This window comes from Dactylosporangium sp. NPDC000521 (genome assembly GCF_042898305.1).
GTDB lineage: Bacteria > Actinomycetota > Actinomycetes > Mycobacteriales > Micromonosporaceae > Dactylosporangium.
The window spans coordinates 324,681-349,544 of the sequence record NZ_JBIAYW010000011.1 but is presented as its reverse complement, the minus strand read 5'-3'; the positions used below and the strand labels follow the sequence as shown (position 1 = coordinate 349,544).

Below are 24,864 nucleotides of genomic sequence, written 5' to 3'. Positions count from 1 at the left end.
CAGCGCGTCACCGAACTCCTCGACGTCCGCCGCGCCATCCTCGCCGCCGACCCGCTCTTCCACACGAAGATCGACACGACCAAGGACCCGTACGAGACCACCACCTACCAACCTGCCGGAGTCTGAATGGACACGAAGCTCGCCATGGTCATCGACGACTCGCGTGCCATGCGGGGCATCCTCAAACGGATCCTGCTGCCGCTCGGCTTCGAGGTCCGTGAGGCCACCAACGGCAAGGACGCCCTCGACCAGATCTGGGACCACGACCTGCAACCCGGGCTCGCCCTGATCGACTGGAACATGCCGGAGATGAACGGCCTCGAGTTCGTGATGGCGGTCCGCAAGCAGAAGCACCTGCGCCAGATGACCCTGATGATGGTGACGACCGAGAGCGAGCACGGGCAGATCGTGCGCGCACTGGCCGCCGGCGCCCACGAGTACGTCATCAAACCCTTCACCGCGGAGGCGATCATCGAAAAGCTCAGCTACCTCGGGGTCCTGCCGCAGGTCCCGACCCTGGAGACCGCGAACAATTCGTGACCTGAAACGCGCTCGTCTTGGTCCGATAGACGACGGAAGAACACCACCCGTCGTCGTACCGTGCGACACATGACGATCGACTTTCCGCGCGGCTGGTGGGGCACTGACCTGGGCAGCGCCCGGGCGAGCATGGGGACCTACGAGCTGTACCCGACGGAGAGCCTGCCGGCGGTGGACCAGTCACGCTTCGACGGCACGTTCAGCTGGCTGGTCCCGGACGCGCCGCACGACCCGCTGCGGGCCATGGACGTCGCCGCCCTCGCCACGCACGTCGAGCTGCCGGCCGCGTTCAAGCGGTTCATGAGCAGCCAGGTCCTCATGGACGCCATCCCGTCGTGCACCGGCTGCGACTTCGACCTGGCGCCACGCCCCGTCCCGAGCCCGGTCGAGCCCTCGGCGCAGCTCGTGCGGTTCCTGCGCGACCAGCAGGACGCGGTCATCTGGTACCTGTACCTGCGGCCCGGCGCCGAGCCGTTCGTGATCGCGTCGCCGTGGCTGCTGGAGATCGTCGGCCTCGAGGAGGTCGACCCCGACGCCCTCGTCGCCAACATGGTCCGCGCCGCCGACGGCTTCGAGCAGTTCATCCACCGGTTCTGGCTGGAGAACTCGCTGTGGTTCAGCGTCAACGAGGGCGACGAGTCCACCGACGAGATGGACCTGTACCTCGCGCACTACACCGCGGCCGCCTGAGCGGATTCCGGCGCCGCCGATTAAATGGTTGCCGCGGCGGCGCCAGGGTCGTATCTTTGAATACGTCAACGAGCCACACGCCAAGATCCAACGGGACCGGGAAGGGACACCGCAAATGGCAGAGCGCATCGAGTTGTCGGCGTCACGCGGTCGATCCGGCGTGTCCCGAGCCCGGCACAATATGCTGCTCAGCGGCCTGTCGGCCAGTCTGCTCCTGCCCGGACGGTGGCGAGGATAGGGTTTGCCCTCCTCTTTCGCCGCCCCGACAATGGGCGGCTTTTTTGTGCCCGAAATACAATTCGCCGGGGTAGCCCAATCGGTAGAGGCGTCCCGCTCAAAATGGGATCAGTGCGGGTTCGAGTCCCGCTCACGGCACGCAAGATCGTTTGGTAACAGTTGGGAAATGACAAGCGAAGGGAGGCCCGGTGACCGCGGTTCTCGTTCTCAACGCCGACCTCGGACCCCTGCACCGGGTCACCCTCCGCCATGCGGTGCGCATGCTGCTGCGTGAGGTTGCCGTGGTGCACGAGTCCGAGCCCGACCGGCTCATCGGGATCTACCCGATGCCGAAGGTCGTCCGGCTCGTGTCCTACGTCGTCACGCGCTGGCGCTTCGGCGGCGGGCCCGCGTGGTCCCGCGCCGGTGTCCACGCCCGTGACGGCCGCCGGTGCGGCTACTGCGGCAAGGACGCCACCACCATCGACCACATCCTGCCCCGGTCCCGGGGCGGGCGGAACACCTGGAAGAACACCGTTGCGGCCTGCATGGCCTGCAACCAGCGCAAGGGCGACCGCACTCCCGCCGAAGCGGGCATGATGCTGCGACTCCAGCCGTCGGTTCCGACCTGGCACGCACTCGCCCAGCGCTGACCCTGGGGCCCGGCGGGGCCCTGCTACCTCCCCGCCGGGCCCAGGGCTCCCAGGGCTCGTAGCTCATCAGGAAGAGCGCCGCTCTTGCACAGCGGAGGCGACCGGTTCGAGTCCGGTCGGGTCCACGCACCATCGCAACACACCCGTGCCCGGGTGGCCCAACGGTAGAGGCGCCTGATTCAGGGTCAGGAGGTTGGAGGTTCGAATCCTCTTCCGGGTACTGAGGAGAGTTGGCCGAGAGGTAAGGCTGCGGCTTGCTAAGCCGTCGACGGGGGACGACCCCGCGGGGGTTCGATCCCCTCACTTTCCGCGCACCACCATGCCCTTGTAGCTCAGCGGAACGAGAGCACTTCGCTACGAACGAAGAGGCCGGGGGTTCGAATCCCTCCGAGGGCACGTCACAGCACTGGAGAGGCCAGCCGATTGGTGCCGGCACCCGTCTCGAAAACGGCGTTGGGTTCACGCCCGTGTGGGTTCGACTCCCACCCTCTCCGCTCTCGCGCCCCACAGGCGGCGGTGCCACCGGGCCGCGGCGCGGGCCAGCTGCCGCTCCGCCTCGCGCTGCCGGTCCTCGGTCATCGTGCTCGCCTGCCACAGCAGGTGGTTGGTGTGGATCATCGCTGTCTCCTTCGTCGTGTCCGGCCTTGCACTGGATACGACGAAGCTGGACCCGCGATGTCTACATGGATCAGCGACCGAGTGCGTACTTCGTCAGGACGCCGACGCTGCTGCCGCTGCGCTGCTTCGCGGCCGCCGGCACCATCGTCAGCGCGTGGATCCGCGACGACAAGCGCCACCGGGCCGCTTTGGCCGCCCGGCGCCACCCGTGCGCGTCCATCCGGGCCGCCGCGGCGAGGAAGAACTCCCGGGCCTCGCTGAACCGGCCGCCCGTCACCGCGGACGACGACGACAGGCTGGAGCCGTGCCGCCGGTACCGGAACGACACCACGTCCGTCGCGACGAGCGTGCCGCCCCGGGTCACCAGCTCGAGGATGAGCGCGAGGTCCTGGATCACCTTCAGCGACTGGTCGAAGCCGACCGCCTGCACCTCCGAGGTGCGCCAGCACAGCGACGGGAAGTACAGCCAGTTGCCGCGCAACAGGCTCACCGCGAGCTCCTCGCCCGACATGACCACCGTGCCGTCGATCTTCGGCGCGTACACCCGGCGCTTCGTCGAGTCGGCGAGCGTCCGCACCACCTCGCCGCGCGCGTCGATCACCTCGACGCCGGGCTGGATCAGTACCGCATCCGGATGCGCGTCGACGAGCGCGTGCACCGACGCGACGTAGTTGGGCAGCATCACGTCGTCACAGCCCATGATGACCATGAACGGCTCGGTGGCGAGGTCGACGCACTGCTGGAAGTTGCCGGTGACGCCCAGGTTCGTGGTGTTTCGCCGGTACGTGACGCGCTCGTGCCCCAGCGTGGCGAACCACTCGGGGATGCCTTCGGTGGTGCTGTCGTCCAGGACGGTCAGCTGCCACCGGTCGTCGGTCTGTGCGATGACGCTGTTGACGGCGAGCTTCAGCAGCTCCACGTCGCCGTAGTGCGGCAGCATGATGTCGAGCACCCGGCCGATCCTAGTCGGCCCCCGTCCGGCGGTGAAACGCAGCGGCCCGGCCTCTTCCGAGACCGGGCCGTGTCGCGTCGCTTCCTGCCGGGCGCGCTGTGTTCTTCCAGCGGGTGCGCTGTGTTTCCTAGCGGGCGCGCCTGGGGCCGGCGGGAGGCTGGCCGGCGGCCGCGCGGCGCGCCGTCACCTCTTCCGACGCCGAGTCCGGCGAGTCCTCGTCCCACGCCTTCGCGCGGCGGATCTCGTCGAAGAACCCGAGCAGGCGGTCGAGCTCCTGCGTGCTGGTCTTGTCGTCCGCGCGGGTGGTCTTCGCCTTCTTGCCGTGCGAGCGGATCTCCCGGCCCGTCCGGATCGACGACGTGTCCTCGCCGCCGCCGGTCGAGTCCTCGGCCTCGTCGTGCGCGGGCATCCGCTGGACCGGCGCGCGCTGCCCGGGCGGCGTCGGCAGGTCGAAGTGGTGCTCGTCGTAGTTCGGGGCGTCGAAGCGGTACCCGTCGCTGACCGGCCGTCCCGCGTCGTAGCCCGGCGTGTCGTACGGCTGCTGCTCGCGGTGGTACGTCCGCGGCGGCGCCACGTTCAGCTCCGGGTGGGTGCCGTTGCGCGGCGGCTCGGGCGTGCCGCGGTAGGCCTCGGGCGCGGCCGCGGGGAACGCCGTGGTGCTCTCACCCCGCCCGTTGCCGAAGCCGGGACCGCGACCCTGCTGGCCCGGGTACTGCTGACCGGGGCGGGGCTGGCCGGGGCGCGTCTGACCGGGGTGCTGCGGGCCCGGGTGCTGCGGCTGGCCCATGTGCTGACCCATGTGCTGCGGCTGGCCGGGCTGCTGCGGCGCGAAGCCGCCGGGGGCGTGCTGGCCGTTGGTGCCGTTCGGGCTCAGCGGCGCGAACGGCGCCGTCGGCGGCTCGACCGGCGCGAACGCCCCGGTCCGCTGCTCGTGCCCGCTGCGCGGGTCGGCGCCGTTGCGGTGGTCCACCCCGTTGCGGTGGTCGCTGCCGTTGCGCAGTTCCGCTCCGGTACGGAGGTCCGCACCGTTCCGCAGATCCGCACCGGTCCGGGGGTCGGCACCGTTGCGCGGATCGACCCCGTTGCGGAGGTCCGCTCCGTTACGGAGGTCCGCTCCAGTGCGCGGGTCCGCTCCGTTACGGGGGACGGCGAACGACGTGGTCCGCGGCTCCACCGGCGGGAACGACCCCGACCGCGGCTCGACCGGGGCGAACGACCCGCTGGTCGGCTCGGCCGGCGCGAAGCCACCCGTGCGCGGCTCGCGGCGGTCGGTGCTGGTGAGCGGCTCGAAGGAACTCGTGCGCTGGGGGTCGTAGACCGTACGCCACGGGTCCTGCGGGCCGTCACTGTCGAACGAGGCGTGTGCCGGGCGCGACACCGTCGGGTGCGCGCCGGACGGGTGCCCGTTGGCCGGCCGGCCGTTGACCAGGAACGGTCCGTCGGCCCGGTGCCCGCTGGGCGCCGCCGCGGGGAACGAACCCGTCGACCCGACCGCCGGGAACGAGCCGGTCGTCGCCGGCGGGGCGACGAGCTCGACCTCACCGGGCTCCGGCAGCGAGTCCCGCAGCGCGGTCGCGAGGATGAACACGTTTGGCGCGGCCCCGCGCGGCACGGCCAGATAGGCCCGCTTGCGCGCGTCGACCGGAAGCTTCTCCAGTACATCGGCCATGGTGTGACCAGGGGGCGGCAGCTCCGCGGCGTGCGGGGCGCCCACGATGATCGCGCAACGGTTGACGTCGACCGGCAGTCCGCGGATCCAGTCCGCGGGGTCGGTCAGGTGCTCGGGGCGGATCCACAGGCCGGCCTGGATGACCTCCAGGACCCAGCCGCCGCCGAGCGTGAACGTGGCCGCACCGGCCGGCGTGTCGAGCACGTCGGGGCACGGGTTGACCCAGTCGACCGGCCGCGGCGCGCCGGTGCGCGGCGCGTGCCACAGCTCCCGGGCGAACGTCCGCCAGCGGGGGAGGCCCTTCTGGTCGATCGTGACGACCGCGCGCTGCCCGGCGGGCGCGCACAGCGGCAGCCCGGTGCGCACGTGCACGGCGCGGCCCAGCACGTCGGCGACGACCGGCCCGACGGGACCGTCGAGGAGCGGGCGCTGCCCGTACGGCGTGAACACACACCGATCGGCGGCGAGCGCCGGAATGACGGAGACGGCCTGCATGAGCTCGTCGCGGTGCAGCGGCTCCTCGCTCGGGTGCGACAGGATCATCGCCGGGTGCGAGTGGTCCGTCGGCACCGAGTAGGCGAGGTCCGTGACGCTGCCGACCCGGCGGCGGTGCAGCCACAGGCCGGCCGGGATCTGGTCGAGCACCAGGTCGCCGGGCAGCTCAGGCACCTCACCGAGGTCCTGCTCCCAGTGCGGCGCCGGGAACCGCCAGCCGACCCGCTGCGGCTGCGCGCCCGCCCGGAACCGCCAGAACCCGCCCGGGCGGTGCTCACCACGCCCGATCGGCGCGAACAGCGACCCGCCCGGCACGCCCAGCAGCGGCCCCGCCGCCGCGATGACGTCGATCCCGAGCCGCATCGCGATCATGTGCGCCGCGGCCGGCCGCTCGTTGGTGGCGCACGCGCCGTCCCACGCGACGAACCGCATCGCCGTGAACCCGCGGGGAAGCCCGTTGGCCAGGACCTCGGCCAGCTCCTCGACCATCGCGGGCTGCAGCTTGACGGTGTGCGAGCTGATGACCACCGCACACTCGGTGGAGCCGTGTGGCGAAACAACCAGCGCCGCCGCGCCCGGGCTGGGCTCGTCGCCGGAGTGGACGACGGCACCCGCGCCGAGCCAGGAGACCTTCATGCCGGGCCAGTGCCGCAGCCGTACCTGCATCGCCGTGCTCATGCGAACCTCACACGATCTGCTGACCCGGCGGATGACCATGCCGAAGTGCGCATCGCAGCCTGATCGTCCGGCGCGCTTGCTGCAAGCGGGCAGCAGATAGTCAAGATCGCCCTCCGTCGGGTGTGCCACGAGCGGTGCGATGCGGAGGGGGTTCCACACCGATGACCGCATGGCGGCTCTGGCGGATCGTACCGCGCTGAGTGACGGACGCAACCATCCTGTTTGTCGCCGGACCCGGTGGATATGCCCAACAGCAGGGCTGATTTGGCCGGATTCACCCCGATTGATGACGAATTTTCTGGAGAGTTGCCCGTGCCGGCGGTCCCACCGCGACGAATACGGTCCGTGACCGCCGCAGTCCTTGCGGTGATCGCCTCCGTCGCTGTTCTCACTGCCAGCAAAACCTCTCCTATCGGTCGATCCAGGCAGGGTCCATCGATCGGCCCCACTCCTGGATACCCGTAGATCGGGCTTCCGTCCTGTGTGCCACAGCCGGTCAACCCACCCGACTTGACGCCCCCCACCCACTCTGACCAGCCATTACTCCTCCCGTCCAGCCCCGCGACCACATCTCGCCGGGTGACGAAGTCCACGTCGTCCTCCTCTGTCGATCTCGAAGCCGCCCCGAATCGTATTCACGCAGCGACGCCTGCCGATCCCATGCCCCCTTCCTGGTCCCATCTTCCGCCGTGCTGTAACGCCCCCGCGAACCGCACCTTGCAACCTGCACGGCCTCGCCCGGCCCACCCGCCTGACCGGCCGCAACGCCCCGTTCGCCCACGCGTCGCCGGCCGTACACCCATCGACCGCCGCACCCCATTCCCCCCTCTGGCGAAAGGGGGCCTTACGCGGTTTCGCCGCCACCCGCTCCGTTCGATTCCCAGTGCCTCCGCCCCTCGAAACGGTCCCCTTCCGGACAATCCCGGCCGCCTCCTGCCTGGTACCGGCCCCTGCGGTTCGCAGCCCTCGCCGACACCTGGCTCCCGGCCGGTCGCGCCTCTCCTCCCGGAGGCACGCTCGGTGATCCATCCCGCGAACCACGCCCGAAACGTGCCAACACAAAGATTTAACGGACCGCCCTTCCGTCCAATTCGCCCCAAACTCCAACGATCCACACCTTCCCGCCGCCCCCGGATCGCCACAACACTCAACGCCCCAACCCCCGAACGGACGCCCTCCACCCCCGGCCTCTCCCGCCATCTGCAGTCCAGTAAGCCTTGGACGCTGCCACGACGACCGAGACCCCGTTCGTCACAAACCGGACGGAACGCAGCACCGCCGGCACCCGGAACGACACCGCAGCCGGCCTCTCCGGAGATCCAAGTCGCGAACCGGCCACCCGAACAGCCACCACACGACTTCGATCACCACCCCGGCCCACCGGCCCACCGGCCCACCGGCCCACCGGCCCACCGGTCACCCGGACGCCGGCGGCGGGGAGGTCGCTCATGATCCTGGGCGATTCCGGCAGTGCCGACCACCGCAACCGTTCGGGATCACGAGAAGCTACACCACCCACCCACCCACCCACCCGGCACGCGAGCCGGACAAACGCCGCGAAGACTCGATGCCCAGCCATCGACGGTGACACGCCTGAAGATCCAAGTCGCGAAACGGCCACCCGAACAGCCACCACACGACTTCGATCACTGCCCTGGCCCACTGGCCCACTGGCCCACCGGCCCACCGGTCACCCGGACGCCGGCCGCGGTGCCATGGAAAACGCTGGCGGCGGCTTGAGCCGGGCAGCGCGGGAGCAGGGGCCGAGAGCGGGGGAGCTGTTCGGATCGGTGACGGTGGTCGGGACGGTGGTGCTGGAGTGGAGCGGAGTGGAGTGCTGCCCGGAGCGGTGGAGTTTTCGGTTCGGTGACCGGTGCTGTTGGGCTGGTGCGATGCGGTGGTTCCTGCGGAGCGATTGTTGGGGAGCAGGTCTCGTTGCCGGTGACAGCGGCGGTGGTGCAGCTGTTCGGACCGGATCCCGGCTGCTGGGGCGGTGGTGCTTGTGGGAGGCCGCGTGCTGGCTGGAGTTGTCGGGCTGGTGTGGTGCTGTGGTTGCTGTGGGAGTAGGGCTGGTTACCGGAACGGTGGCGGAGTCGGTGGAGTTGTTCGGATCAGCAGGAAAGTAGAGCCTTGCCGAATCTGCGGCCCGAGCCGTCGCGCTAGGTCCTGTCTCGCGGATCATGGGGTTGGTTCGTTGTAGCTGTGTGGCGCGAGGCGATCTGAGTAATGACGAGTGGGCTGTGCTAGGACCGCTGTTGCCGGCGCAGCCCGTTCGTGGTGGCCGGTGGCGGGATCACCGTCAGGCGATCAATGCGATCTGCTGGGTGAAGCGGGCCGGGTCGCCGTGGCGTGACCTGCCGGAGCGGTACGGGCCGTGGTAGACGCCGTACCAGCGGTTCCGGCGGTGGGCCGCCGACGGCACCTGGGCGATGCTGAAAGCACGGGTCGTCGCCCTTGCCGACACGGACGGCGACATCGACTGGGACGCTCAGGTCGACTCCACCGTCGTGCGGGTGCATCAGCATGCGGCCGGTGTCCGTAAAGGGGGCTCAACGCCGGCGAGTCACAGGCACGCCAAGGGATCGGCCGGTCCCGTGGCGGGCTGACCACCAAGGTCCACACCCTGTCCGACGGACGGGGCCGATCCTTGGCCACCCGGATCACCCCTGGCCAGGCGGCGGACACCGTCAGCTGGAGCCGCTGCGGGACCAGGTGTCGGTCCAGCGGCCCGGCCGGCGGGGACGGGCACGCGAACGTCCGGACTCGGTGACCGCTGACAATGCCTACTCCTCCCGAGCCAACCGCGAGTTGCTGCGTTCACGGGACATCACCACGGTCATGCCCGAACCCAACGATCAGATCGCCAACCGGAAGCGACGCGGCCGGGCCGGCGGCCGGCCACCGAACTTCGACCGTGCCGCCTTTCGCCGCCGCAACCAGGTCGAACGTGGCTTCAACCGGCGCAAACACTGGCGCGGGCTGGCCAGCCGCTACGACAAAGTTGGCAAGCCACCCTCGACCTGGTCGAGATGCTCGACTGGCTACGGGCGGTTCCCGACACCATGATCCGCGAGACAGGACCTAGTGGGACACCGCAGGGCCACCTGCGGAAGCGGCTGTGGCGGCAGCAGCTGGAGCCCCGGCGGCGGCTGGAGTCGCGGCGGCCAGTGGAGTCGCGGCGGCAGTCCGAGCGGGAGTAGCCGCCGGAGCCGCGGTGGCCGGGGTGGCCGGGGTGGCCGCTGGAGCGGAGGTGACTGCCGGAGCGGCGGCTGCCGGAGTTGCGGTGGCGGGGGTCAAGGTGGACGGCGTGGAGGTCGACGGCTCCGGATCGGCCGCGGTCTCGAATGGCGGCGGGGGCAGCGGGGTGCGGCCGTGGCGCAAGGTGAGCAGGACGGCGGTGATGAGGAGGCCGACGGTGCCGACCGCGGCGAAGCCCCAGCCCGGGGAGCCGCGGTCGATGGCCCAGCCGGCCAAGGGGGAGCCGACGGCCAGGCCGACCGTCAGGGAGGAGCCGTGCCAGCCCATGGCCTCGCCGCGGGCGGCGGAGGGGACGATGCGGCTCACGAGGTCGGCGCTGGCGCTGAGGGTGGGGGCGCAGAGGGCGCCGGCCGGCAGGAGGGCGACGGTGAGCAGCCACCAGCGGTCGCCGACCAGGCCGATGGGGATGGTGAAGAGGCTCAGCCCGCCGATGAGGGCGACCAGCGGCACCGCACGCGTCAGCGCGCCATACACGAAGCCGCCGATCAGCGAATAGACGCCCCACGCGGCGAGGAGGCCGCCGATGAGCTGGACCTTGCCCGCCTCGCGGAGCATGGCGACGATGCCGAGATCGGTGCCGGCCAGGACCATCGTCGTGGCGGCCGCGGCGGCGCAGACCGCGATGAAGCGGGGCGTGAGCCAGTCGCGGCGGCGCGGCGCGGCGGCGGTGGCGCCCGCGGGGGAGTCCTCGTCGTCGGGGGCGCGGACCGGCGGGTCGGTCACGAAGAGGGCCAGGCCGGCGAGCACGAGGCAGCCGCCGATCGACCACATGGTGACGCGGCCGGAGAGGCTGCTCATGAGCAGCACGGCGAGCGGCGGCCCGGCCATGAACGACAGCTCGACCGACATCGAGTCCAGCGCATAGGCCTGGCGGCGCTGGTCGGCGGGGACGAGCGCGGCCAGCGACTGGCGGACCACGGAGAACACGGGCAGGGAGAACACGCCGGCGACGAAGGCGCCGACCAGCAGCGCGGGAAAGGACAGCGACGGCGCCACCACCCAGAAGACGGCCTCGCACACGGTGGTGACGACCAGCATCGGGCGCAGACCCTTACGATCGACGAAGCGGCCGTTGAGCGGGCCGCCGATCGCGGTGCCGACGGTGAGGGCGGCGCCGACCAGACCGGCGGCGCCCCAGCCGCGGTGGAGGTCCTGCGCCACGTGCAGCGTCATCGTGACGCCGATGGCGGTGATCGGGATTCGGGCGAGCAGCGCCAGCACCATGAGCGACCGCACCCCTGGAAGGGCAAGGACGTGACGGTACGGGTCGAGGCGCATGGGGCAATCATGTCGTGGGGGTATGACAAGAAACGAGCGAGTTACCGCCCCGAGCACACAGAAGGTAACGAAGAACACGTCACGGGGAACCCGAGCTGCGACCTCGCAGTCCAAGAGAGATGGAGACACCTTCGATGAAGTCGAGGACCCCGATCGCCGTCACCGCCCTGCTCGCGCTGGCCCTCACGGGCTGCGCGGACGATGCCAAGGACGCGACAGGAGGCGCCAGCGGCGCGCCGGCCACCAGTGCCGCGGCACCGGCGAGCACCGGGACGAGCGCCGGCCCCAGCACCGGCGCCAGCCAGAACACCGCCGACGCGCTGCTGATCTTCACCCGTCAGGGCGGTCTCGCCGGCACCAGCGACCGCCTGGTCGTGCGCCCGGACGGCGGCTGGACGCTGACCACCAAGGCCGGCACCAAGGAAGGCAAGCTCACCCCGGCCGAGCTGACCGCGCTCAAGGGCGCGCTCGAGCAGGTCGGCTTCTCCAAGCTGCCCACCGCCGCCGGCAGCACGAACGTCGCCGACGGCTACACGTACACCATCACCTATGGCGGCAAGGAGGTCCAGGCGAAGGACGGCGCGGTGCCCGCCGCCCTCCAGCCGGTGATCACGACGCTCAACGGTCTGCTGAGCTAGAAGCAGCGAAGCTGCTAAACGGCGGCCAGGACAGCGTCGATACGGGCGAGCTCGTCCGAGGACAGCGCCGGAGCCGACAACGCCCCCAGGTTCTGCTCCAGCTGCGCCACCGAGCTCGCCCCGATGATCAGCGAGGTGACCCGCGGGTCCCGCAGCGCCCACGCCAGGGCGAGCTGCGCGAGGCTCTGGCCGCGCCCGCGGGCCACCTCGTCCAGCGCCCGGATGACCGAGAGCCGGCCGTCGCTGAGGTCGCTCTCGTTGAGGAAGCGGCTGGTCCGCACCCGCGAGTCAGCCGGAATGCCGGAAAGGTACCGATCCGTCAGCAATCCCTGCGCGAGCGGCGAGAACGGGATGCACCCGGCGCCCTCGGCGGCGAGCACGTCGAGCAGCGATTCTTCGATCCAGCGGTCGAACATCGAGTACCGCGGCTGGTGGATCAGCAGCGGCGTGCCGAGCGAGCGCAGAATGGAAGCCGCCTCAGCGGTCTGCTCCGGCGTGTAGTTGGAGATGCCCACGTAGAGCGCCTTGCCGGCCCGCACGGCCCGGTCCAGCGCGCCCATCGTCTCCTCGAGCGGGGTGTCGGGGTCCGGCCGGTGGGAGTAGAAGATGTCGACGTACTCCAGGCCCATCCGCCGCAGCGACTGGTCCAGCGACGCCGTCAGGTACTTGCGTGAGCCCCACTCGCCGTAGGGGCCGTCCCACATGTCGTAGCCGGCCTTGGTGGAGATGATCAGCTCGTCCCGGTAGGGCCGGAGGTCCTCGGCGAGGATGCGGCCGAAGTTCGTCTCCGCGGAGCCCGGCGGTGGCCCGTAGTTGTTGGCCAGGTCGAAGTGGGTGACCCCGAGGTCGAAGGCGCGACGCACGATCGCCTGCTGGGTCTCGTACGGGCGGGCGTGCCCGAAGTTGTGCCACAGCCCGAGCGAGATCGCCGGCAGCTTCAGCCCGCTCCGGCCGCTGCGCCGGTACTGCATGTCCTGGTATCGGCCCGAAGCCGCCTCATACGCCACGCAGAGGATCTTAAGCTGGGGTGATGGAGGCTGCGACGGTACTGGTGGCCGAGGACGATCCGGACATCCGTGACCTGTTCACCATGGCGCTCGAGTCCGCCGGAGCGGCCGTCGTCGCCGTCACCAGCGGCGGGGAGGCCCTGGCGGCGCTGAAGGAGCGCCGGTTCGACCTGCTGGTCACCGACGTGTGGATGCCCAACATCTCGGGCCTGGACCTGTGCAAGACGCTGCGGGCCGACCCGGCGACGGCGAAGCTGCCGATCCTCATGCTCAGCGCGTACGGGCGGATGCGGGGCCGCGAGGAGGCGATGCTGGTCGGCGCCACGGAGTACCTGACGAAACCGGTCCGCCCGAGCGTCCTGGTCAGCAAGGCCGACGCCCTGCTCGGCGGCCGCCTGGTGGCACGCGACACATAGACGCGCGCCACCAGGACGGTCAACCGGACCTACTAGCGGTGCTCCCACCAGGCCTTGGCGGTCACGGCCTTGTACGCGTCGACGATGCCGAAGCCGTAGAAGCCGTTGAACTCCGTGCCACCCTCGCAGAGCGCGTTGAACTCCTCGGAGCGGCCTTCCTGGGTGTACGTCTGCAGGCGCGGCTCCGGGCAGGCGTGCTCGGCGGCTGTGCTGTACAGGATGTACTCGACCTTCCACGGCTCGAGACCGAAGTCCTTGCCGTGCTTGGCGCCGTGCGCGCTCACGATCAGCGCCGCGACGCCAGCCGCGTGCGGGGAGGCCATCGAGGTGCCCTGCAGCCAGGTGTAGTAGCCGCACTTCCCGGCCGCGGTGCACTCCTTGTAGACCAGGCCCTCGGCCTCCGGCAGGACGTTGCCGTCGGCGTCGACCGTGCCCTCCTCCTGCAGCACCTTCTTCGGGTACGTGGAGAGGATCATGTTCTCGTTGGTGCGGTAGGTGTCAGTGCCGAAGCCGTCACGGAACCAGCCACCGGGCGCGGAGACGCCGATGCGCTCCACACCGTAGTCGGAGAAGTCCGACTTCTTCAGCGACGGTCCGAGCGAGGAGACGCCGATGACGAACGGTCCCTCGACGGGCAGGTCCCAGCAGGAGCTGTTGTCGATGGGCCGGTCGTACGCGGCGTCCGCCGGGTAGTCCGGGCTGGAGACGTCGGTGCGCGGCTTGCCCTTGTCGTCGTGGTTGTTGCCGAGCGCGCCGACGAGCGTGACGCCCTTGAAGTGGGCGTACGTCAGGGCCCGGAACATGCCCCGGATGATGGTGCGCTGCTCGGCCTGCGCGGCGGGGGAGTCCGCCGGGTTGGCCGTGCAGTTGAACAGCCACGGGTCGACGTAGAACGACATGTTGACCACGTCGAGGCCGTTCTGACCGGCGTGGACGAGCGCGTTGACGACGGGCTCGAGGAAGAAGTACCCCGAGTCCTGGCCGCCCTTGAGCTCGACGATCGACACGTTCGGCGCGACACCGGAGATGCCGAAGCCGTTGGCCGCGGCGCCGATCGTGCCGGCGACGTGCGTGCCGTGGCCGCCGTCGTCGGTGCCGACCGGGTCGAGGCAGCTCGCGACCTCACACGGACCGTCGATGTCGACCTTGTCCGGCGCGAAGTTCTTCGACAGCGCCCAGTTGAAGTTCGGGGCGATGTCGGGCTGCGACGCGTCGACGCCGGTGTCCAGGACGCCGACGGTGACGCGCTTGTCGCCGGCGTTGACCTTGCGGGCCAGGTCCGACTTGACGGTCTTCAGACCCCACAGCTTGTCGTCGAGAGGGTCCATACCGGCGGTGGCGGGCTTCTTGCCACCGGCCTTCTTCGCGGCCGCGGCCAGGGCCTCCTTCTCCACGGAGGCGGGCTTCTTGGGAGCCTTGCCGATGGCGGTGCGGTGCGCGGCGCCGACGAGCTTCGAGGAGGCCGCCGCCTTCTCGACGAAACCGCTCTGCGGTGCCAGGACCGTGAACATCCCCACCGTGTCGTTGGTGGCGACGACCTTGCCGCCGGCCTTGGTGATGGCGGCGGTCGCGTCACTGGTGGAAACGTTGTCCGCGGCCACCACGGTGTACTCCGTGTTGGCGGCGGCCTCGGCGCTGGCCGGGGCAGACAAGCCTGCCGTGCTCACGGTCAACGCCGCGGTGATGACCGCGGCGCCCGTGAACCTCATCTTGAATCCCACATGTCCTCCCGATTCGAGGGAATGGAGATATGAGATCGAAAAACATTGCTCTGCGGAAGGCGTTCGCCTCAAGATCTTCAGATGGCGCGGGCGATTCGCTCCACTGTTTCCTTTGCGTCCGCAAGGCTGGTGCCGGTCGCCTGACGGTAGAGCTTGATCGCGGTGATGTGGTCGTGGCGGCGCAGCGCGGCCACGAACTCAGGCGGCATCCCGTCCGCGGCCGGGAAGGCGTCGGCGAGCGCCGGGTCGAGCCCGAAATGACGGTAGAGAAATGCGACCTGACGTTCCAGCCGGGCCAGGCGAATGCTTTCGGCGGCGTTCATGCAGCCGACCGTAACAACGCCGGGGAGCCACCACTGGCAGCTCCCCGACGCATTTGATCCGATTATGCGATCGGCTCCGCGAACGGATCCGTCGAGGCGGCCACCGGGATCTCCGCGGCGGCGGCCCGGGCCGCCTGCGCGCCCTTGGCGGAGCGCTCCTCGTCGGTGATCGGGAAGTGGCAGGCGACCGTCTGCCCCGGCAGCAGCTCGCGCAGCGGCGGCTCCTCCTGGGCGCAGACGTCCTGCGCCTTCCAGCACCGGGTCCGGAAGCGGCAGCCGGACGGCGGGTCGATCGGGCTGGGCACGTCGCCGGTGAGCAGGACCCGCTCCCGCTGCGCCTTGTCGCGGCGGTCGGGGTCGGGCACCGGCACCGCCGACAGCAGCGCGAAGGTGTACGGGTGCAGGGGCGTGCCGTACAGGCCGTCCCGCGGGCCGACCTCGACGACCTTCCCCAGGTACATGACGGCGACCCGGTCCGAGATGTGCTTGACCACGGACAGGTCGTGCGCGATGAACACGTAGGTCAGGTTGAACTCGCGCTGCAGGTCGTCGAGCAGGTTGACGACCTGCGCCTGGATCGACACGTCCAGGGCGGAGACCGGCTCGTCGGCGATGATGAGCTTCGGCTGCAGGGCGAGCGCCCGGGCGATGCCGATGCGCTGCCGCTGGCCGCCGGAGAACTCGTGCGGGTAGCGGTTGTAGTGCTCGGGGTTGAGCCCGACCAGCTCCAGCAGGCGCTGGACCTCACGCTTCTGCCCGTGCGGCGTCTTGATGTTCTGCACCTGCAGCGGGGCGCCGACGATCGAGCCGACGGTGTGCCGCGGGTTCAGCGACGAGTACGGGTCCTGGAAGATCATCTGGATCTCCCGGCGCAGGGGGCGCATCTGGGAGACGCCGAGGTGCGAGATGTCGCGCCCCTCCAGGATGACCTTGCCGCCGGTCGGCTCCAGCAGCCGGGTCATGAGCCGGCCGGTGGTGGACTTGCCGCAGCCGGACTCGCCGACCAGGCCGAGCGTCTCACCGCTCTTGACGGCGAGGTCGATGCCGTCGACGGCGCGCACGGCGCCGACCTTGCGCTTGAAGAAGGCGCCCCGAAGGATCGGGAAGTGCTTCTCGACGCCTCGGACCTCGAGGAGGTTCTCGCCGCCCCGCTGCGGAGCAGCGGCCGGCTGGGGTTGGGTGCTCGTCGACACTGTCGTGCTCCTCAGAGGGATGGGGCGATGTCCGACTTGAAGATGGCCAGCCGTTCCGCGGTCGGGATGTGGCACGAGACCCCGTGGTCGATCGTGCCTTCCGCCAGCGTCGGTTCGACCGTCTTGCAAGGGATGCCGTTGCGCTCGACGTAGGGGCAGCGCGGGTGGAACGAGCAGCCGCTCGGCAGGTTGATCAGCGACGGCGGGTTGCCCTTGATCGGGACCAGCCGGTCGCGCACCTCCCGGTCGACACGCGGCATGGAGGACAGCAGACCCCAGGCGTACGGGTGCTCCGGCCGCCGGAAGATGGTCTGTGCGGTGGCGTGCTCGACGCACTTGCCGCCGTACATGACCAGGATGTCGTCGGCGAGCTCGGCGACCACACCGAGGTCGTGGGTGATGATGATGACCGCGGAGTTGAACTCGGCCTGCAGGTCGCGGATCAGGTCCAGGATCTGCGCCTGCACCGTCACGTCCAGGGCGGTGGTCGGCTCGTCGGCGATGAGCAGCTGCGGGTTGTTGACCAGCGACATCGCGATCATCGCGCGCTGCCGCATACCGCCGGAGAACTGGTGCGGGTAGTCGTCGACGCGCTTCTGCGGCTGGGGGATGCCGACCCGGTCGAGCATCTCGACGGCCCGGCGCTTCGCCTCGGCCTTGCCGACCTTGTGGTGCACCCGGTAGGCCTCGATGATCTGCTTGCCCACCGTGTAGTACGGGTGCATCGCGGTCAGCGGGTCCTGGAAGATCATCGACATCTTGGCGCCGCGCAGCGCGCGGACCCGCTCGGGCGAGGCGCCGATGAGCTCCTCGCCGTCGAGCCAGACCTCGCCGGAGATCTTCGCCGAGCCCCGCCGGTGCAGGCCGAGGATGCCGAGGCTGGTGACGCTCTTGCCGGAGCCGGACTCGCCCACGATGCCGAGGGTCTCGCCGCGCTCCAGCTGGAACGTGAGGCCGTCGACGGCCCTCACGATGCCGTCGTCGGTCTTGAAGTGGATCCGCAGGTCACGCACGTCGAGGAAGGACTGTGGCGACGAGCCGGCGCCGACGGGGGTCGGGTCGCCGTCCTTGAGCAGACTGGTGGACATGCTCACTCCTTTCCAGGGGTGCCGGGTCGAGCGGATCGGGGCTGCGGCAGCGTCACGAGAGCCGAACCCGCGGGTCGATCACGGCGTAGAGCAGGTCCACGACCAGGTTGGCCATGACGATGAAGAACGCGCCGAAGAGCGTCACGCCGAGGATGATCGGCAGGTCCTTGACGTTGACGGCGTCGATGCTGAGCCGGCCGATGCCCGGGAGGCTGAAGACGCTCTCGGTGAGGATCGCGCCGCCGAGGAGGCCACCGAGGTCCAGACCGAAGATCGTGACGATGGGGGTGAGCACGGAGCGCATCGCGTGCTTGCCGACCACGACCCGCTCCTTGAGGCCCTTGGCCCGGGCGGTGCGGACGTAGTCCTCGCTCATCGTCTCGAGCATCTGGGCGCGGGTGAGGCGGGTGTACTGGGCGGCGAAGAGCAGGGCGAGGGTGACCCAGGCCAGGAAGAGCTTGTTGGCCCAGCCGAACGGGTCGTCCTTGAAGTTGATGTACTCGCCGCCCTGGAAGATCGGCCAGGTATGGACGAAGAGCTGCTGGGCGACCAGACCGGTGAAGTAGATGGGCAGTGAGACGCCGGCGAGCGCGATGATCATCGCTGTGCGGTCCGCGATCGAGCCGCGTCTCAGTGCGGAAATGACGCCACCGGCGACGCCGAAGAGCAGCCAGATGACGGCGGCCCCGATGGCGAGGGAGATGGTGACGGGGAGCCGGTCGATCAGCAGCGGCCACACCTCGCGGTCGGTGCGGAAGGAGTAGCCGAAGCACGGGGCGGAGCAGTGGGTGACGGTCGGGCCGTTGTTGTAGTCGCGGCCGGCGACGATGCCCTTCAGGAAGCGCCCGTACTGGATGTAGATCGGCTTGTCCAGGCCGAGCTTGATCCGGGTCGCCTCGACGTCGCGCGGGGTCGCCGACTTACCGACGTACATCTCGGCGGGATCAGCTCCGGCGGCCTTCGGGATCGCGAAGAAGATCAGGAAGGTGACGGCCGAGACGGCCACGAGCAGCACGACGGCTGTGACCAGGCGGCGCAGGATGTAGTTGATCACGTGTGCGGCCTGACGCCGGCCGGCTCGACGGGGTTCCCGTCTCACCGGCCGGCGCCGTGGCCTTCACCTGCCTTCTTTTCCTCGGAAGGGCGGGTTACCGGCTTACTGGCATTGCTCGGTCAGGACGACCTCGTCAGCTGGAGACGCCCAGGCTGCTGAAGTCGTACATGCCGTAGTACTCCGTGACGAAGACGTTCGTCAGGCGGGGGTTGCGGTAGTTCAGGGCCTTGTCGTACACGAAGGGAACCATGACGGCCTCCTCCATGACGATCTTGTTGATCTTGGACCAGATGTCCGCGGCGGCCTTCGGGTCGGTCGCGGCCTTGGCCTCGTCGATCAGCTTGTTGACCTCGGGGTTGTTGAGCTCGGCGTAGTTGTTGTTACCCGACGCGGAGATCGTACGGCCGTCGACCAGGATCGACAGGAAGCCGTAGGCGGTCGGGAAGTCCGCGCCCCAGCCGGCCATCATCAGGCCGTAGCCCTTGGCGTGCACGTTGGACGGCGCGCCGATGGTCGAGCGGAAGTACAGCGAGGCGTCGGTCGGGTCGAGGCGGGCGTTGATGCCGACGTTCTTCAGCGCGGCCTGCAGCGCCTCAGCCGTCTTCGGCTCCTTGCCGGCGTTACGGGTGGCGATGACGGTGTCGAAGCCGTTCGGCTTGCCACACGCGGCCAGCTCTTCCTTGGCCTTGTCGATCTGCGGCTTGCCCGACTTGGTGTTGTACAGGTCCATCGCCGGGTCGTGACCCGCGATGTTCGGCGGGAGCATGTTGATGGCGATGTCGCCACCGGCCTCGGCACCACCGCGAGCGGTCTGCATCGTGACCTTGTCGGTCGCGTACTGCACGGCCTTACGGCAGTGGATGTTGTCGAACGGCGGGACCTTGGTGCTGATCGAGAAGTAGCGGATGAAGCCGGTGGTCGGCGTGTCCGCGTTGGCCTTCTTGGCCGGGTCGAGCAGGATCTTCGGCTGCGCACCCTGCTGGACACCGGTCTGCGCGGTGTCGATGTCGACGTCGCCGCTCAGCAGCTGGTTGTCGATCTCCTCGACGGCCGTGCCGATGGTGAGGTCGATCTGGTCCGGCAGCGCCTTGCGGATGACGTCGGTCTTGGCGTCCCACTGGTCGTTGCGGACCAGGACGGCCTTCTTGCCGGGCTCGTACGACTGGAACTTGTACGGGCCGGTCGAGACGGGCTTGTCACCGTACTTGTCGCCGGTGTCCTTGGCCTTCTGGACCGGGCCGGCGCCGGGCATGGCGAGCAGGTAGCTGAAGTCCGACAGCGGCTCCTTCAGCTTGAAGACGATGGTCTTGTCGTCCGGGGTCTCGACGGACTTCAGGCCCAGCTTGTCGGCGTCGGTGTCCTTGTACGGGCCGGGGTACTTCTGGCCCTGGTCGAGCACGTCGACGAGGTAGGTCGGGCCGCCGGACAGCACGTCCTGCGCGAAGACGCGCTCGATGCCGTACTTGATGTCCTTCGAGGTGATCGGCGAGCCGTCCTCGAACTTGACGCCGTCACGGATCTTGAAGGTGTACGTCTTGCCGCTGTCGGTGATCTCCGGCAGCTTCTCGGCCAGGTCCGGCTCGAGCTTCAGGCCGTCCTCGCCCGGCTTGGACGCGTTGGTGAGGAGGGTCCGGACGTAGTAACCCTTCTGGAAGTTCCAGACCCAGGCGTAGTACGCCCGGACCGGGTCGAACGAGTCCGGGTCGGAGTGGTTGACGAGCTTGAGCGTGCCGCCCTTCTTGTCGGAAGGGTTGATGACGCCCTTGGTAGCGGCGTTGAAGCCGGACACACCCGAGGTGCTGGAGCCCGTGCTGGGCGTCTTGTCGTCGCCGCCCGACCCACAGGCGGACAACACCAGGGCGACAGCAGCCGAACCGGCCACCAATGCCCCTGTCCTCATTCTCACTAGGTTTCCCTCCTTGTTTGGCACGACCCGCCGAGGGACGGGCCGTCCGAGCTGTGCTGCTGTGCGAGCGGAGATCGGGGCGGCACGGACGGATCCCAGGTGCGGAATCCGGTCCGGGCGCGGGGTGGCGGTGTCGGTACGCAGGTGGCAGCGCTGGTACGGGTTACCGGTTGGCCTTGGGGTCGAGCGCGTCCCGCAGGCCGTCGCCGAACAGGTTGAAGGCGAGGACCATGATGAAGATCGCCAGGCCCGGCACGAACATGTACACCGGGTCGTAGGTGTAGTAGTTCACCGCATCGGAGAGCAGGCGGCCCCACGAGGGAGTGGGGGGCAGCACGCCGACGCCGAGGAAGGACAGCGACGCCTCGAAGACGATGTTGGTCGGGATGACGAGCGTCGAGTAGACGAGGATCGGCGCGACCAGGTTCGGCAGCAGCTCGCGGAAGAGGATCCGGGTCGGCCCGGCGCCGACGCTGCGGGCGGCCTCGACGAACTCCCGTTCCCGCAGGGAGAGGGTCTGCCCGCGGACGATGCGGCCGATGTACGGCCAGCTGAAGAACGAGATGACGCCGACGACCACCGCGATGCGCCAGGCGGTCGTGACCGGCACGACGGAGATCAGCGCGATCGAGAACAGCAGGTAGGGGAACGCCAGGATCAGGTCCATCAGGCGGCTGACCGCGCTGTCGATGAACCCGCCGAAGTAGCCGGCGCAGATGCCGAGCACGACGCCGAGGATCACCGCGACGACCGTGGCGGACAATGCGACCAGCAGTGAGACCCGCGCACCGTAGATGATCTGCGAGAACATGTCCCGGCCGGTGACCGGCTGGACGCCCAGCAGGAACTCCTTGCTGATGCCGCCCCACGTGCCGGGCTCGGGGATGCCGCCGAGGTTGGGGTTGATCTTGTCCTGGTGGTACTCGTTGATCGGGTGTCCCCACACCTTGTTGATCAGCGGCGCGAAGATCGCGACGAGCACGAGGAACACGATGACGCTCGCACCGGTCAGCGCGAGCTTGTCACGCTTCAGACGGGTCCAGGCGATCTGACCGAGCGACCGACCCTCGATGGCCTTGGCCGGGACGCCGGACGGCGTACTGGTCGCCTCTTCGACACTCGGCACCTGCTCGTCGCTCTTGGACGTGACGGGTCCCATAGTCATGGGCGTGGCGCCCCTCTCCCCGGCCGCTTGCCCCGCCTTGCGCAACCGCCAGCGATGACCGTCGCATGGAACCGCGCGTCGGCCAGACCGGGGCCCGTGGCAGTCAGCAGCCGATCGGCTGTGTCTTCGTGGACTCCTGGTGCCCTATCCGCAGGTTCGGTCCACGGGCAGAGCGTGCACGAAGCCGACTTGGTGTGTCGCCTCCGTTGGAGGAACCCTGTCTCCCGTTCGGCCGATCGTCAAGGGTCACCCCCCGTCCTGTAACCAAGTCCACGCCGGGCCGTGATGAGGGCGTGATCCAAGCACAAAGACTTATGGATCATACACCCCCGAATCGGGCGAATTACCAGCTCATCGTAACGGTGTGATCACGCTCCGCTTTGGCCGGAGCACGCACAAAAGGAGGCCGTGGGCCAGCCATCACTCTACTTGATCGTTTCACTTTTAACAGTACCGTCCGGCCAGGTGTCACTGGTCACGGAGTGTAGTTAAAGATCGATGTCCACCACGATCGGCGCGTGGTCCGACGGACCCTTGCCCTTACGTGCCTCGCGGTCGACAGTAGCGGCCTTGACGGCCGCCGCGACCGCCGGACTCGCGTAGAAGAGGTCGATCCGCATGCCTTTGTCCTGATGGAACATGCCGGCGCGGTAGTCCCAGTATGTGAACGGGTTCGGCCCCTTCATCGGCGTGGGCACCACGTCGCGCAGGCCGGCGGCGAGCAGTGCGGCCAGCGCCTCCCGCTCGGGCGCTGTCACGTGCGTGGATCCGACGAACGCGGCGGGGTTGAAGACGTCGGCGTCGGTCGGCGCGACGTTGAAGTCCCCGCACACCACGAGCCGGTCCGTCCGGGCCAGCTCGTCCACCATGTGGGAGCGCAGCACGTCGAGCCAGCGCAGCTTGTACGTGTAGTGCGCCGACTCGGGGGTGCGGCCGTTCGGCACGTACACCGACCAGACCCGCACGCCGCCGCAGGTCGCGGAGATGGCCCGGGCCTCGATGCGGGGCGATTCGAACAGCCCTTCCTCGCCGGTCGGCTCGCCGCCCCAGCCGGGGTCGCCCTCGAAGCCCCGCACCACGTCGTCGAGGCCGACCCGCGACAGCAGGGCCACCCCGTTCCACCGCCCCTCGCCGTGCGCGGCGACGGCGTAGCCGAGCGCGGCGACCTCCTCGGCCGGGAAGCCGTCCGCGCCGACCTTCGTCTCCTGCAGGCAGAGCACGTCGGGCCCGGTGGTCTCGAGCCAGTCGAGCAGGCGGGGGAGCCGGGCCTTGACCGAGTTGACGTTCCAGGTCGCGAGTCTCACCCGTCCCACAATGCCCTAAATCAATGAACTCGTCAGGCTCTTCCTAGCTGCCCCACCGCAAGCGGCGGGTCCCGCCGGGGGGATTCTCACCCCCGGACCCCCCCAATGTGCCGCGAGCGGCACATGCAAGCTCTTCCTGGCTGCCCCACCGCAAGCGGCGGGTCCCGCCGGGGGGATTCTCACCCCCGGACCCCTCCAATGCGCCGCAAGCGGCACACTCAAGCTGATTCGCGCTTGATGAGCTCGGTCGGCAGCAGCAGCACCGGCTCGATCTGCTCGCCGGCTGCCATCCGGAGCACCTGCCGGGCGACGGTGCGCCCGATGTCGGTGATCGGCTGCCGGACGGTGGTCAGCGGCGGCTCGGTGTCGCGGGCGAACTCCATGTCGTCGAACCCGACGACCGCCACGTCGTCGGGCACCCGGCGGCCGTTCTGCCGCAGCGCGCGCAGCGCGCCCTCGGCCATCGCGTCGGACGCGGCGAAGACGGCGTCGAGCTGCGGGTCGTCGGCGAGCAGCTGGCTCATGGCGAGCGCACCGGACTGCCGGGTGAAGTCGCCGACCGCGACGATCGAGCGCCGGCTGGCGTCCTGCATCGCGGACCGGTAGCCCTTGAGCCGGTCGATGCCGGCGCTCATGTCCTGCGGGCCGGCGATCGTCGCGATCCGGCGGCGGCCGGTGTCGAGCAGGTGGTGCACCGCGGCGCGGGCCGCGTCCTCGTTGTCGACGTCGACGTAGGGCACCTGCGACTGGGTGAGCAGCCGGCCGTTGCAGACCACCGGCACGCCCGCGCGGCTGAGCCGCTCCGGCAGCGGGTCCGCGCCGTGCATGGAGAAGATGATCGCGCCGTCGACGTGGCCACCGGTCGCATAGCGCTCGACCCGGTCGTGACTGGGGCCGGACGGCCCGACCATCATCAGCACGAGCTGCTTGTCGGCGGCCTCCAGCTCCAGGCTGACGCCGCGGATGACGGCGGCGAAGAAGGGGTCGTCGGAGAACACCCGGCTGGTCGTCTCCGAGGCGACGAGGGCGATCGAGTCGGTCCGCTGGGTCACCAGGCTGCGGGCCGCCTGGTTGGGCACGTACCCGAGGGCGTCGACCGCGTTGAGCACCTTGTCGCGGATGTGCGGCGCGACGGAGGTCGAGCCGTTGACCACGCGGGAGGCGGTGGCCCGCGAGACTCCGGCACGTTGCGCGACGTTCTCCAGCGTGGGCCGATCCCGCCCCGACATCACCATCTGCGCTTTCCCCCATATCTGTCTGCCGGACCCATCATGACTGAAGTCGCCCGATGGTATGGCGCAGAAAAAGGACGGGCGACGAAGCATGCCGCTCCGCCGCCCGTCGCACCCTCACACCGGTTACACCCTGATCACGATTCGCCTGGACGATCGGCTGGTCACCCTGGCCGCCAATCGGCCTGAGAGCGCTCTCAAGACACGATTCAGAGTGGCCCATGACTAGCGCATTGTCAATCGTAAAACCCCATGAAAGCGCTCTCTGGGATATGTTGTCGGAAACGCCAAATCCCCTATGCCGCCTGACGCCGCCGGCAGGCTTCGACATGCGCCGCGATGACGGCAGTGGTGTTCGAACGCACACACGCGTCCGCGCCCGCTTCGAGCACGTCGACGACCTCCTGGTGGTCGCTGTACGGGCTCAGCACCACCACGATCGCCGACGACGGGTGCCGCAGGCACTCGGCGGTCACCGCCCTCGGGCCGGGGTCGTCGAGCACCACGATGTCCGGGTCCCGCAGGACCGGCTCGTCGGGGGTACGGCGCAGCACCGTCCAGTCGTGGGGGAGATAACGGGTCAGGTCCGTGAACCTCGCGCCGCCCGCGACGAGCAGCACGGTGACGTGGGCGAGGCCGGATGCGGAGCGCTGGGGGAGGGTCGAGATGTTCATGCCTCATTTATCCCGCCCGGGCCTTCCATCCGGCTCGACGCCCGCTGCGAAGAACCTGGCAGCCCGGCGCGGCGTTCCTGGTTCACCGGCGCCGGT

The 24,864-nt window shown here is 69.5% G+C and carries 19 protein-coding genes, 5 tRNA genes and 2 pseudogenes; 11 read left to right on the top strand and 15 right to left on the bottom strand.

Features of this window, described 5'->3' with window-relative positions; genetic code table 11:
* Nucleotides 1-126 precede the first annotated feature (126 nt).
* From ACFY3L_RS34045 to ACFY3L_RS34010, 8 genes are all read left to right on the top strand, one after another.
* The gene (locus tag ACFY3L_RS34045) at nt 127-540 is read left to right on the top strand and encodes a response regulator (RefSeq protein ID WP_389333501.1); all 414 of its coding nucleotides are present in this window, start codon (nt 127-129) and stop codon (nt 538-540) included.
* 69 nt (nt 541-609) lie between these two features.
* On the top strand, nt 610-1,230 hold the full coding sequence (locus ACFY3L_RS34040; protein WP_389333498.1) for a hypothetical protein: 621 nt from the start codon (nt 610-612) through the stop codon (nt 1,228-1,230).
* Nucleotides 1,231-1,655: 425 nt separating this feature from the next.
* Nucleotides 1,656-2,099: an HNH endonuclease gene (locus ACFY3L_RS34035; RefSeq protein WP_389333495.1), complete on the top strand. Its 444-nt coding sequence runs from the start codon at nt 1,656-1,658 to the stop codon at nt 2,097-2,099.
* A gap of 52 nt (nt 2,100-2,151) precedes the next feature.
* Nucleotides 2,152-2,224 (top strand) — tRNA-Ala (locus ACFY3L_RS34030).
* Between the two features lie 22 nt (nt 2,225-2,246).
* Nucleotides 2,247-2,319 (top strand) — tRNA-Leu (locus ACFY3L_RS34025).
* A 4-nt stretch (nt 2,320-2,323) separates the two neighbouring features.
* Nucleotides 2,324-2,409: transfer RNA gene (locus ACFY3L_RS34020), tRNA-Ser, on the top strand.
* Between the two features lie 11 nt (nt 2,410-2,420).
* Nucleotides 2,421-2,495: transfer RNA gene (locus ACFY3L_RS34015), tRNA-Arg, on the top strand.
* A gap of 12 nt (nt 2,496-2,507) precedes the next feature.
* Nucleotides 2,508-2,593 (top strand) — tRNA-Ser (locus ACFY3L_RS34010).
* Here the strand turns inward: ACFY3L_RS34010 and ACFY3L_RS34005 are convergent.
* From ACFY3L_RS34005 to ACFY3L_RS33995, 3 genes are all read right to left on the bottom strand, one after another.
* Complete coding sequence (locus tag ACFY3L_RS34005) at nt 2,559-2,717, bottom strand: hypothetical protein (protein ID WP_389333492.1); 159 nt, start codon at nt 2,715-2,717, stop codon at nt 2,559-2,561. The two genes, ACFY3L_RS34010 and ACFY3L_RS34005, sit on opposite strands and share 35 nt — an antisense overlap.
* A 70-nt stretch (nt 2,718-2,787) precedes the next feature.
* Nucleotides 2,788-3,669, bottom strand: a complete 882-nt coding sequence (locus ACFY3L_RS34000) for a glycosyltransferase family 2 protein (protein WP_389333489.1) — start codon at nt 3,667-3,669, stop codon at nt 2,788-2,790.
* Between the two features lie 127 nt (nt 3,670-3,796).
* Complete coding sequence (locus ACFY3L_RS33995) at nt 3,797-6,511, bottom strand: hypothetical protein (RefSeq protein ID WP_389333486.1); 2,715 nt, start codon at nt 6,509-6,511, stop codon at nt 3,797-3,799.
* A gap of 2,204 nt (nt 6,512-8,715) precedes the next feature.
* Between ACFY3L_RS33995 and ACFY3L_RS33990 the strand changes: the two are divergent.
* Nucleotides 8,716-9,577: pseudogene (locus tag ACFY3L_RS33990) on the top strand (IS5 family transposase).
* Between the two features lie 213 nt (nt 9,578-9,790).
* Here ACFY3L_RS33990 and ACFY3L_RS33985 read toward each other — a convergent pair.
* Nucleotides 9,791-11,047 (bottom strand): annotated as a pseudogene (locus ACFY3L_RS33985) (MFS transporter); the annotation flags it as partial.
* Nucleotides 11,048-11,181: 134 nt separating this feature from the next.
* On the opposite strand from ACFY3L_RS33985, the gene ACFY3L_RS33980 reads away from it, so the two are divergent.
* Nucleotides 11,182-11,685 (top strand): hypothetical protein, encoded by a 504-nt coding sequence (locus tag ACFY3L_RS33980; protein WP_389333483.1) that lies wholly within the window; start codon nt 11,182-11,184, stop codon nt 11,683-11,685.
* A 14-nt stretch (nt 11,686-11,699) separates the two neighbouring features.
* Here ACFY3L_RS33980 and mgrA read toward each other — a convergent pair whose 3' ends face one another.
* Complete coding sequence (gene mgrA, locus ACFY3L_RS33975) at nt 11,700-12,692, bottom strand: L-glyceraldehyde 3-phosphate reductase (RefSeq protein ID WP_389333480.1); 993 nt, start codon at nt 12,690-12,692, stop codon at nt 11,700-11,702.
* Nucleotides 12,693-12,715: 23 nt separating this feature from the next.
* Here mgrA and ACFY3L_RS33970 point away from each other — a divergent pair, with 23 nt between their 5' ends.
* A complete protein-coding gene (locus ACFY3L_RS33970) occupies nt 12,716-13,108 on the top strand; it encodes a response regulator (protein ID WP_389333477.1) in 393 nt (130 codons plus the stop codon).
* A gap of 32 nt (nt 13,109-13,140) precedes the next feature.
* Here ACFY3L_RS33970 and ACFY3L_RS33965 read toward each other — a convergent pair whose 3' ends face one another.
* The 10 genes from ACFY3L_RS33965 to ACFY3L_RS33920 all read right to left on the bottom strand — a co-directional run bounded on the left by ACFY3L_RS33965 (nt 13,141) and on the right by ACFY3L_RS33920 (nt 24,768).
* The gene (locus tag ACFY3L_RS33965; RefSeq protein WP_389333474.1) at nt 13,141-14,817 is read right to left on the bottom strand and encodes a S8 family serine peptidase; all 1,677 of its coding nucleotides are present in this window, start codon (nt 14,815-14,817) and stop codon (nt 13,141-13,143) included.
* Nucleotides 14,818-14,906: 89 nt separating this feature from the next.
* Nucleotides 14,907-15,152, bottom strand: coding sequence for a hypothetical protein (locus tag ACFY3L_RS33960; protein ID WP_389333471.1), 246 nt, complete (start codon nt 15,150-15,152; stop codon nt 14,907-14,909).
* Between the two features lie 62 nt (nt 15,153-15,214).
* Entirely contained in the window at nt 15,215-16,345 is a 1,131-nt protein-coding gene (locus ACFY3L_RS33955; RefSeq protein ID WP_389333468.1) for an ABC transporter ATP-binding protein, read from the bottom strand.
* Between the two features lie 11 nt (nt 16,346-16,356).
* Nucleotides 16,357-17,433, bottom strand: coding sequence for an ABC transporter ATP-binding protein (locus ACFY3L_RS33950; RefSeq protein ID WP_389333465.1), 1,077 nt, complete (start codon nt 17,431-17,433; stop codon nt 16,357-16,359).
* A 52-nt stretch (nt 17,434-17,485) separates the two neighbouring features.
* On the bottom strand, nt 17,486-18,487 hold the full coding sequence (locus ACFY3L_RS33945) for an ABC transporter permease (protein WP_389333462.1): 1,002 nt from the start codon (nt 18,485-18,487) through the stop codon (nt 17,486-17,488).
* Nucleotides 18,488-18,620: 133 nt separating this feature from the next.
* Nucleotides 18,621-20,342 carry an ABC transporter substrate-binding protein gene (locus ACFY3L_RS33940; RefSeq protein WP_389333459.1) on the bottom strand — a complete coding sequence of 574 codons (1,722 nt, stop codon included), beginning with the start codon at nt 20,340-20,342 and terminating at the stop codon, nt 18,621-18,623.
* 214 nt (nt 20,343-20,556) lie between these two features.
* On the bottom strand, nt 20,557-21,558 hold the full coding sequence (locus tag ACFY3L_RS33935) for an ABC transporter permease (RefSeq protein ID WP_389333456.1): 1,002 nt from the start codon (nt 21,556-21,558) through the stop codon (nt 20,557-20,559).
* A gap of 488 nt (nt 21,559-22,046) precedes the next feature.
* Complete coding sequence (locus ACFY3L_RS33930; RefSeq protein ID WP_389333453.1) at nt 22,047-22,862, bottom strand: exodeoxyribonuclease III; 816 nt, start codon at nt 22,860-22,862, stop codon at nt 22,047-22,049.
* A 218-nt stretch (nt 22,863-23,080) separates the two neighbouring features.
* Nucleotides 23,081-24,091 (bottom strand): LacI family DNA-binding transcriptional regulator, encoded by a 1,011-nt coding sequence (locus ACFY3L_RS33925; protein WP_389333450.1) that lies wholly within the window; start codon nt 24,089-24,091, stop codon nt 23,081-23,083.
* Between the two features lie 299 nt (nt 24,092-24,390).
* The gene (locus ACFY3L_RS33920; RefSeq protein ID WP_389333448.1) at nt 24,391-24,768 is read right to left on the bottom strand and encodes a hypothetical protein; all 378 of its coding nucleotides are present in this window, start codon (nt 24,766-24,768) and stop codon (nt 24,391-24,393) included.
* Nucleotides 24,769-24,864: the final 96 nt, after the last annotated feature.

Bases quoted from the DNA above. Each gene is read 5' to 3' on its own strand.
- ACFY3L_RS34040 (WP_389333498.1), top strand. From the start codon at position 610: ATGACGATCGACTTTCCGCGCGGCTGGTGGGGCACTGACCTGGGCAGC.
- ACFY3L_RS33925 (WP_389333450.1), bottom strand. From the start codon at position 24,091: ATGTCGGGGCGGGATCGGCCCACGCTGGAGAACGTCGCGCAACGTGCC.
- ACFY3L_RS34045 (WP_389333501.1), top strand. From the start codon at position 127: ATGGACACGAAGCTCGCCATGGTCATCGACGACTCGCGTGCCATGCGG.
- ACFY3L_RS33920 (WP_389333448.1), bottom strand. From the start codon at position 24,768: ATGAACATCTCGACCCTCCCCCAGCGCTCCGCATCCGGCCTCGCCCAC.
- ACFY3L_RS33995 (WP_389333486.1), bottom strand. From the start codon at position 6,511: ATGAGCACGGCGATGCAGGTACGGCTGCGGCACTGGCCCGGCATGAAG.
- ACFY3L_RS33980 (WP_389333483.1), top strand. From the start codon at position 11,182: ATGAAGTCGAGGACCCCGATCGCCGTCACCGCCCTGCTCGCGCTGGCC.
- ACFY3L_RS33970 (WP_389333477.1), top strand. From the start codon at position 12,716: ATGGAGGCTGCGACGGTACTGGTGGCCGAGGACGATCCGGACATCCGT.
- ACFY3L_RS33960 (WP_389333471.1), bottom strand. From the start codon at position 15,152: ATGAACGCCGCCGAAAGCATTCGCCTGGCCCGGCTGGAACGTCAGGTC.
- ACFY3L_RS33965 (WP_389333474.1), bottom strand. From the start codon at position 14,817: ATGAGGTTCACGGGCGCCGCGGTCATCACCGCGGCGTTGACCGTGAGC.
- ACFY3L_RS33950 (WP_389333465.1), bottom strand. From the start codon at position 17,433: ATGTCCACCAGTCTGCTCAAGGACGGCGACCCGACCCCCGTCGGCGCC.
- ACFY3L_RS34005 (WP_389333492.1), bottom strand. From the start codon at position 2,717: ATGATCCACACCAACCACCTGCTGTGGCAGGCGAGCACGATGACCGAG.
- ACFY3L_RS33935 (WP_389333456.1), bottom strand. From the start codon at position 21,558: ATGACTATGGGACCCGTCACGTCCAAGAGCGACGAGCAGGTGCCGAGT.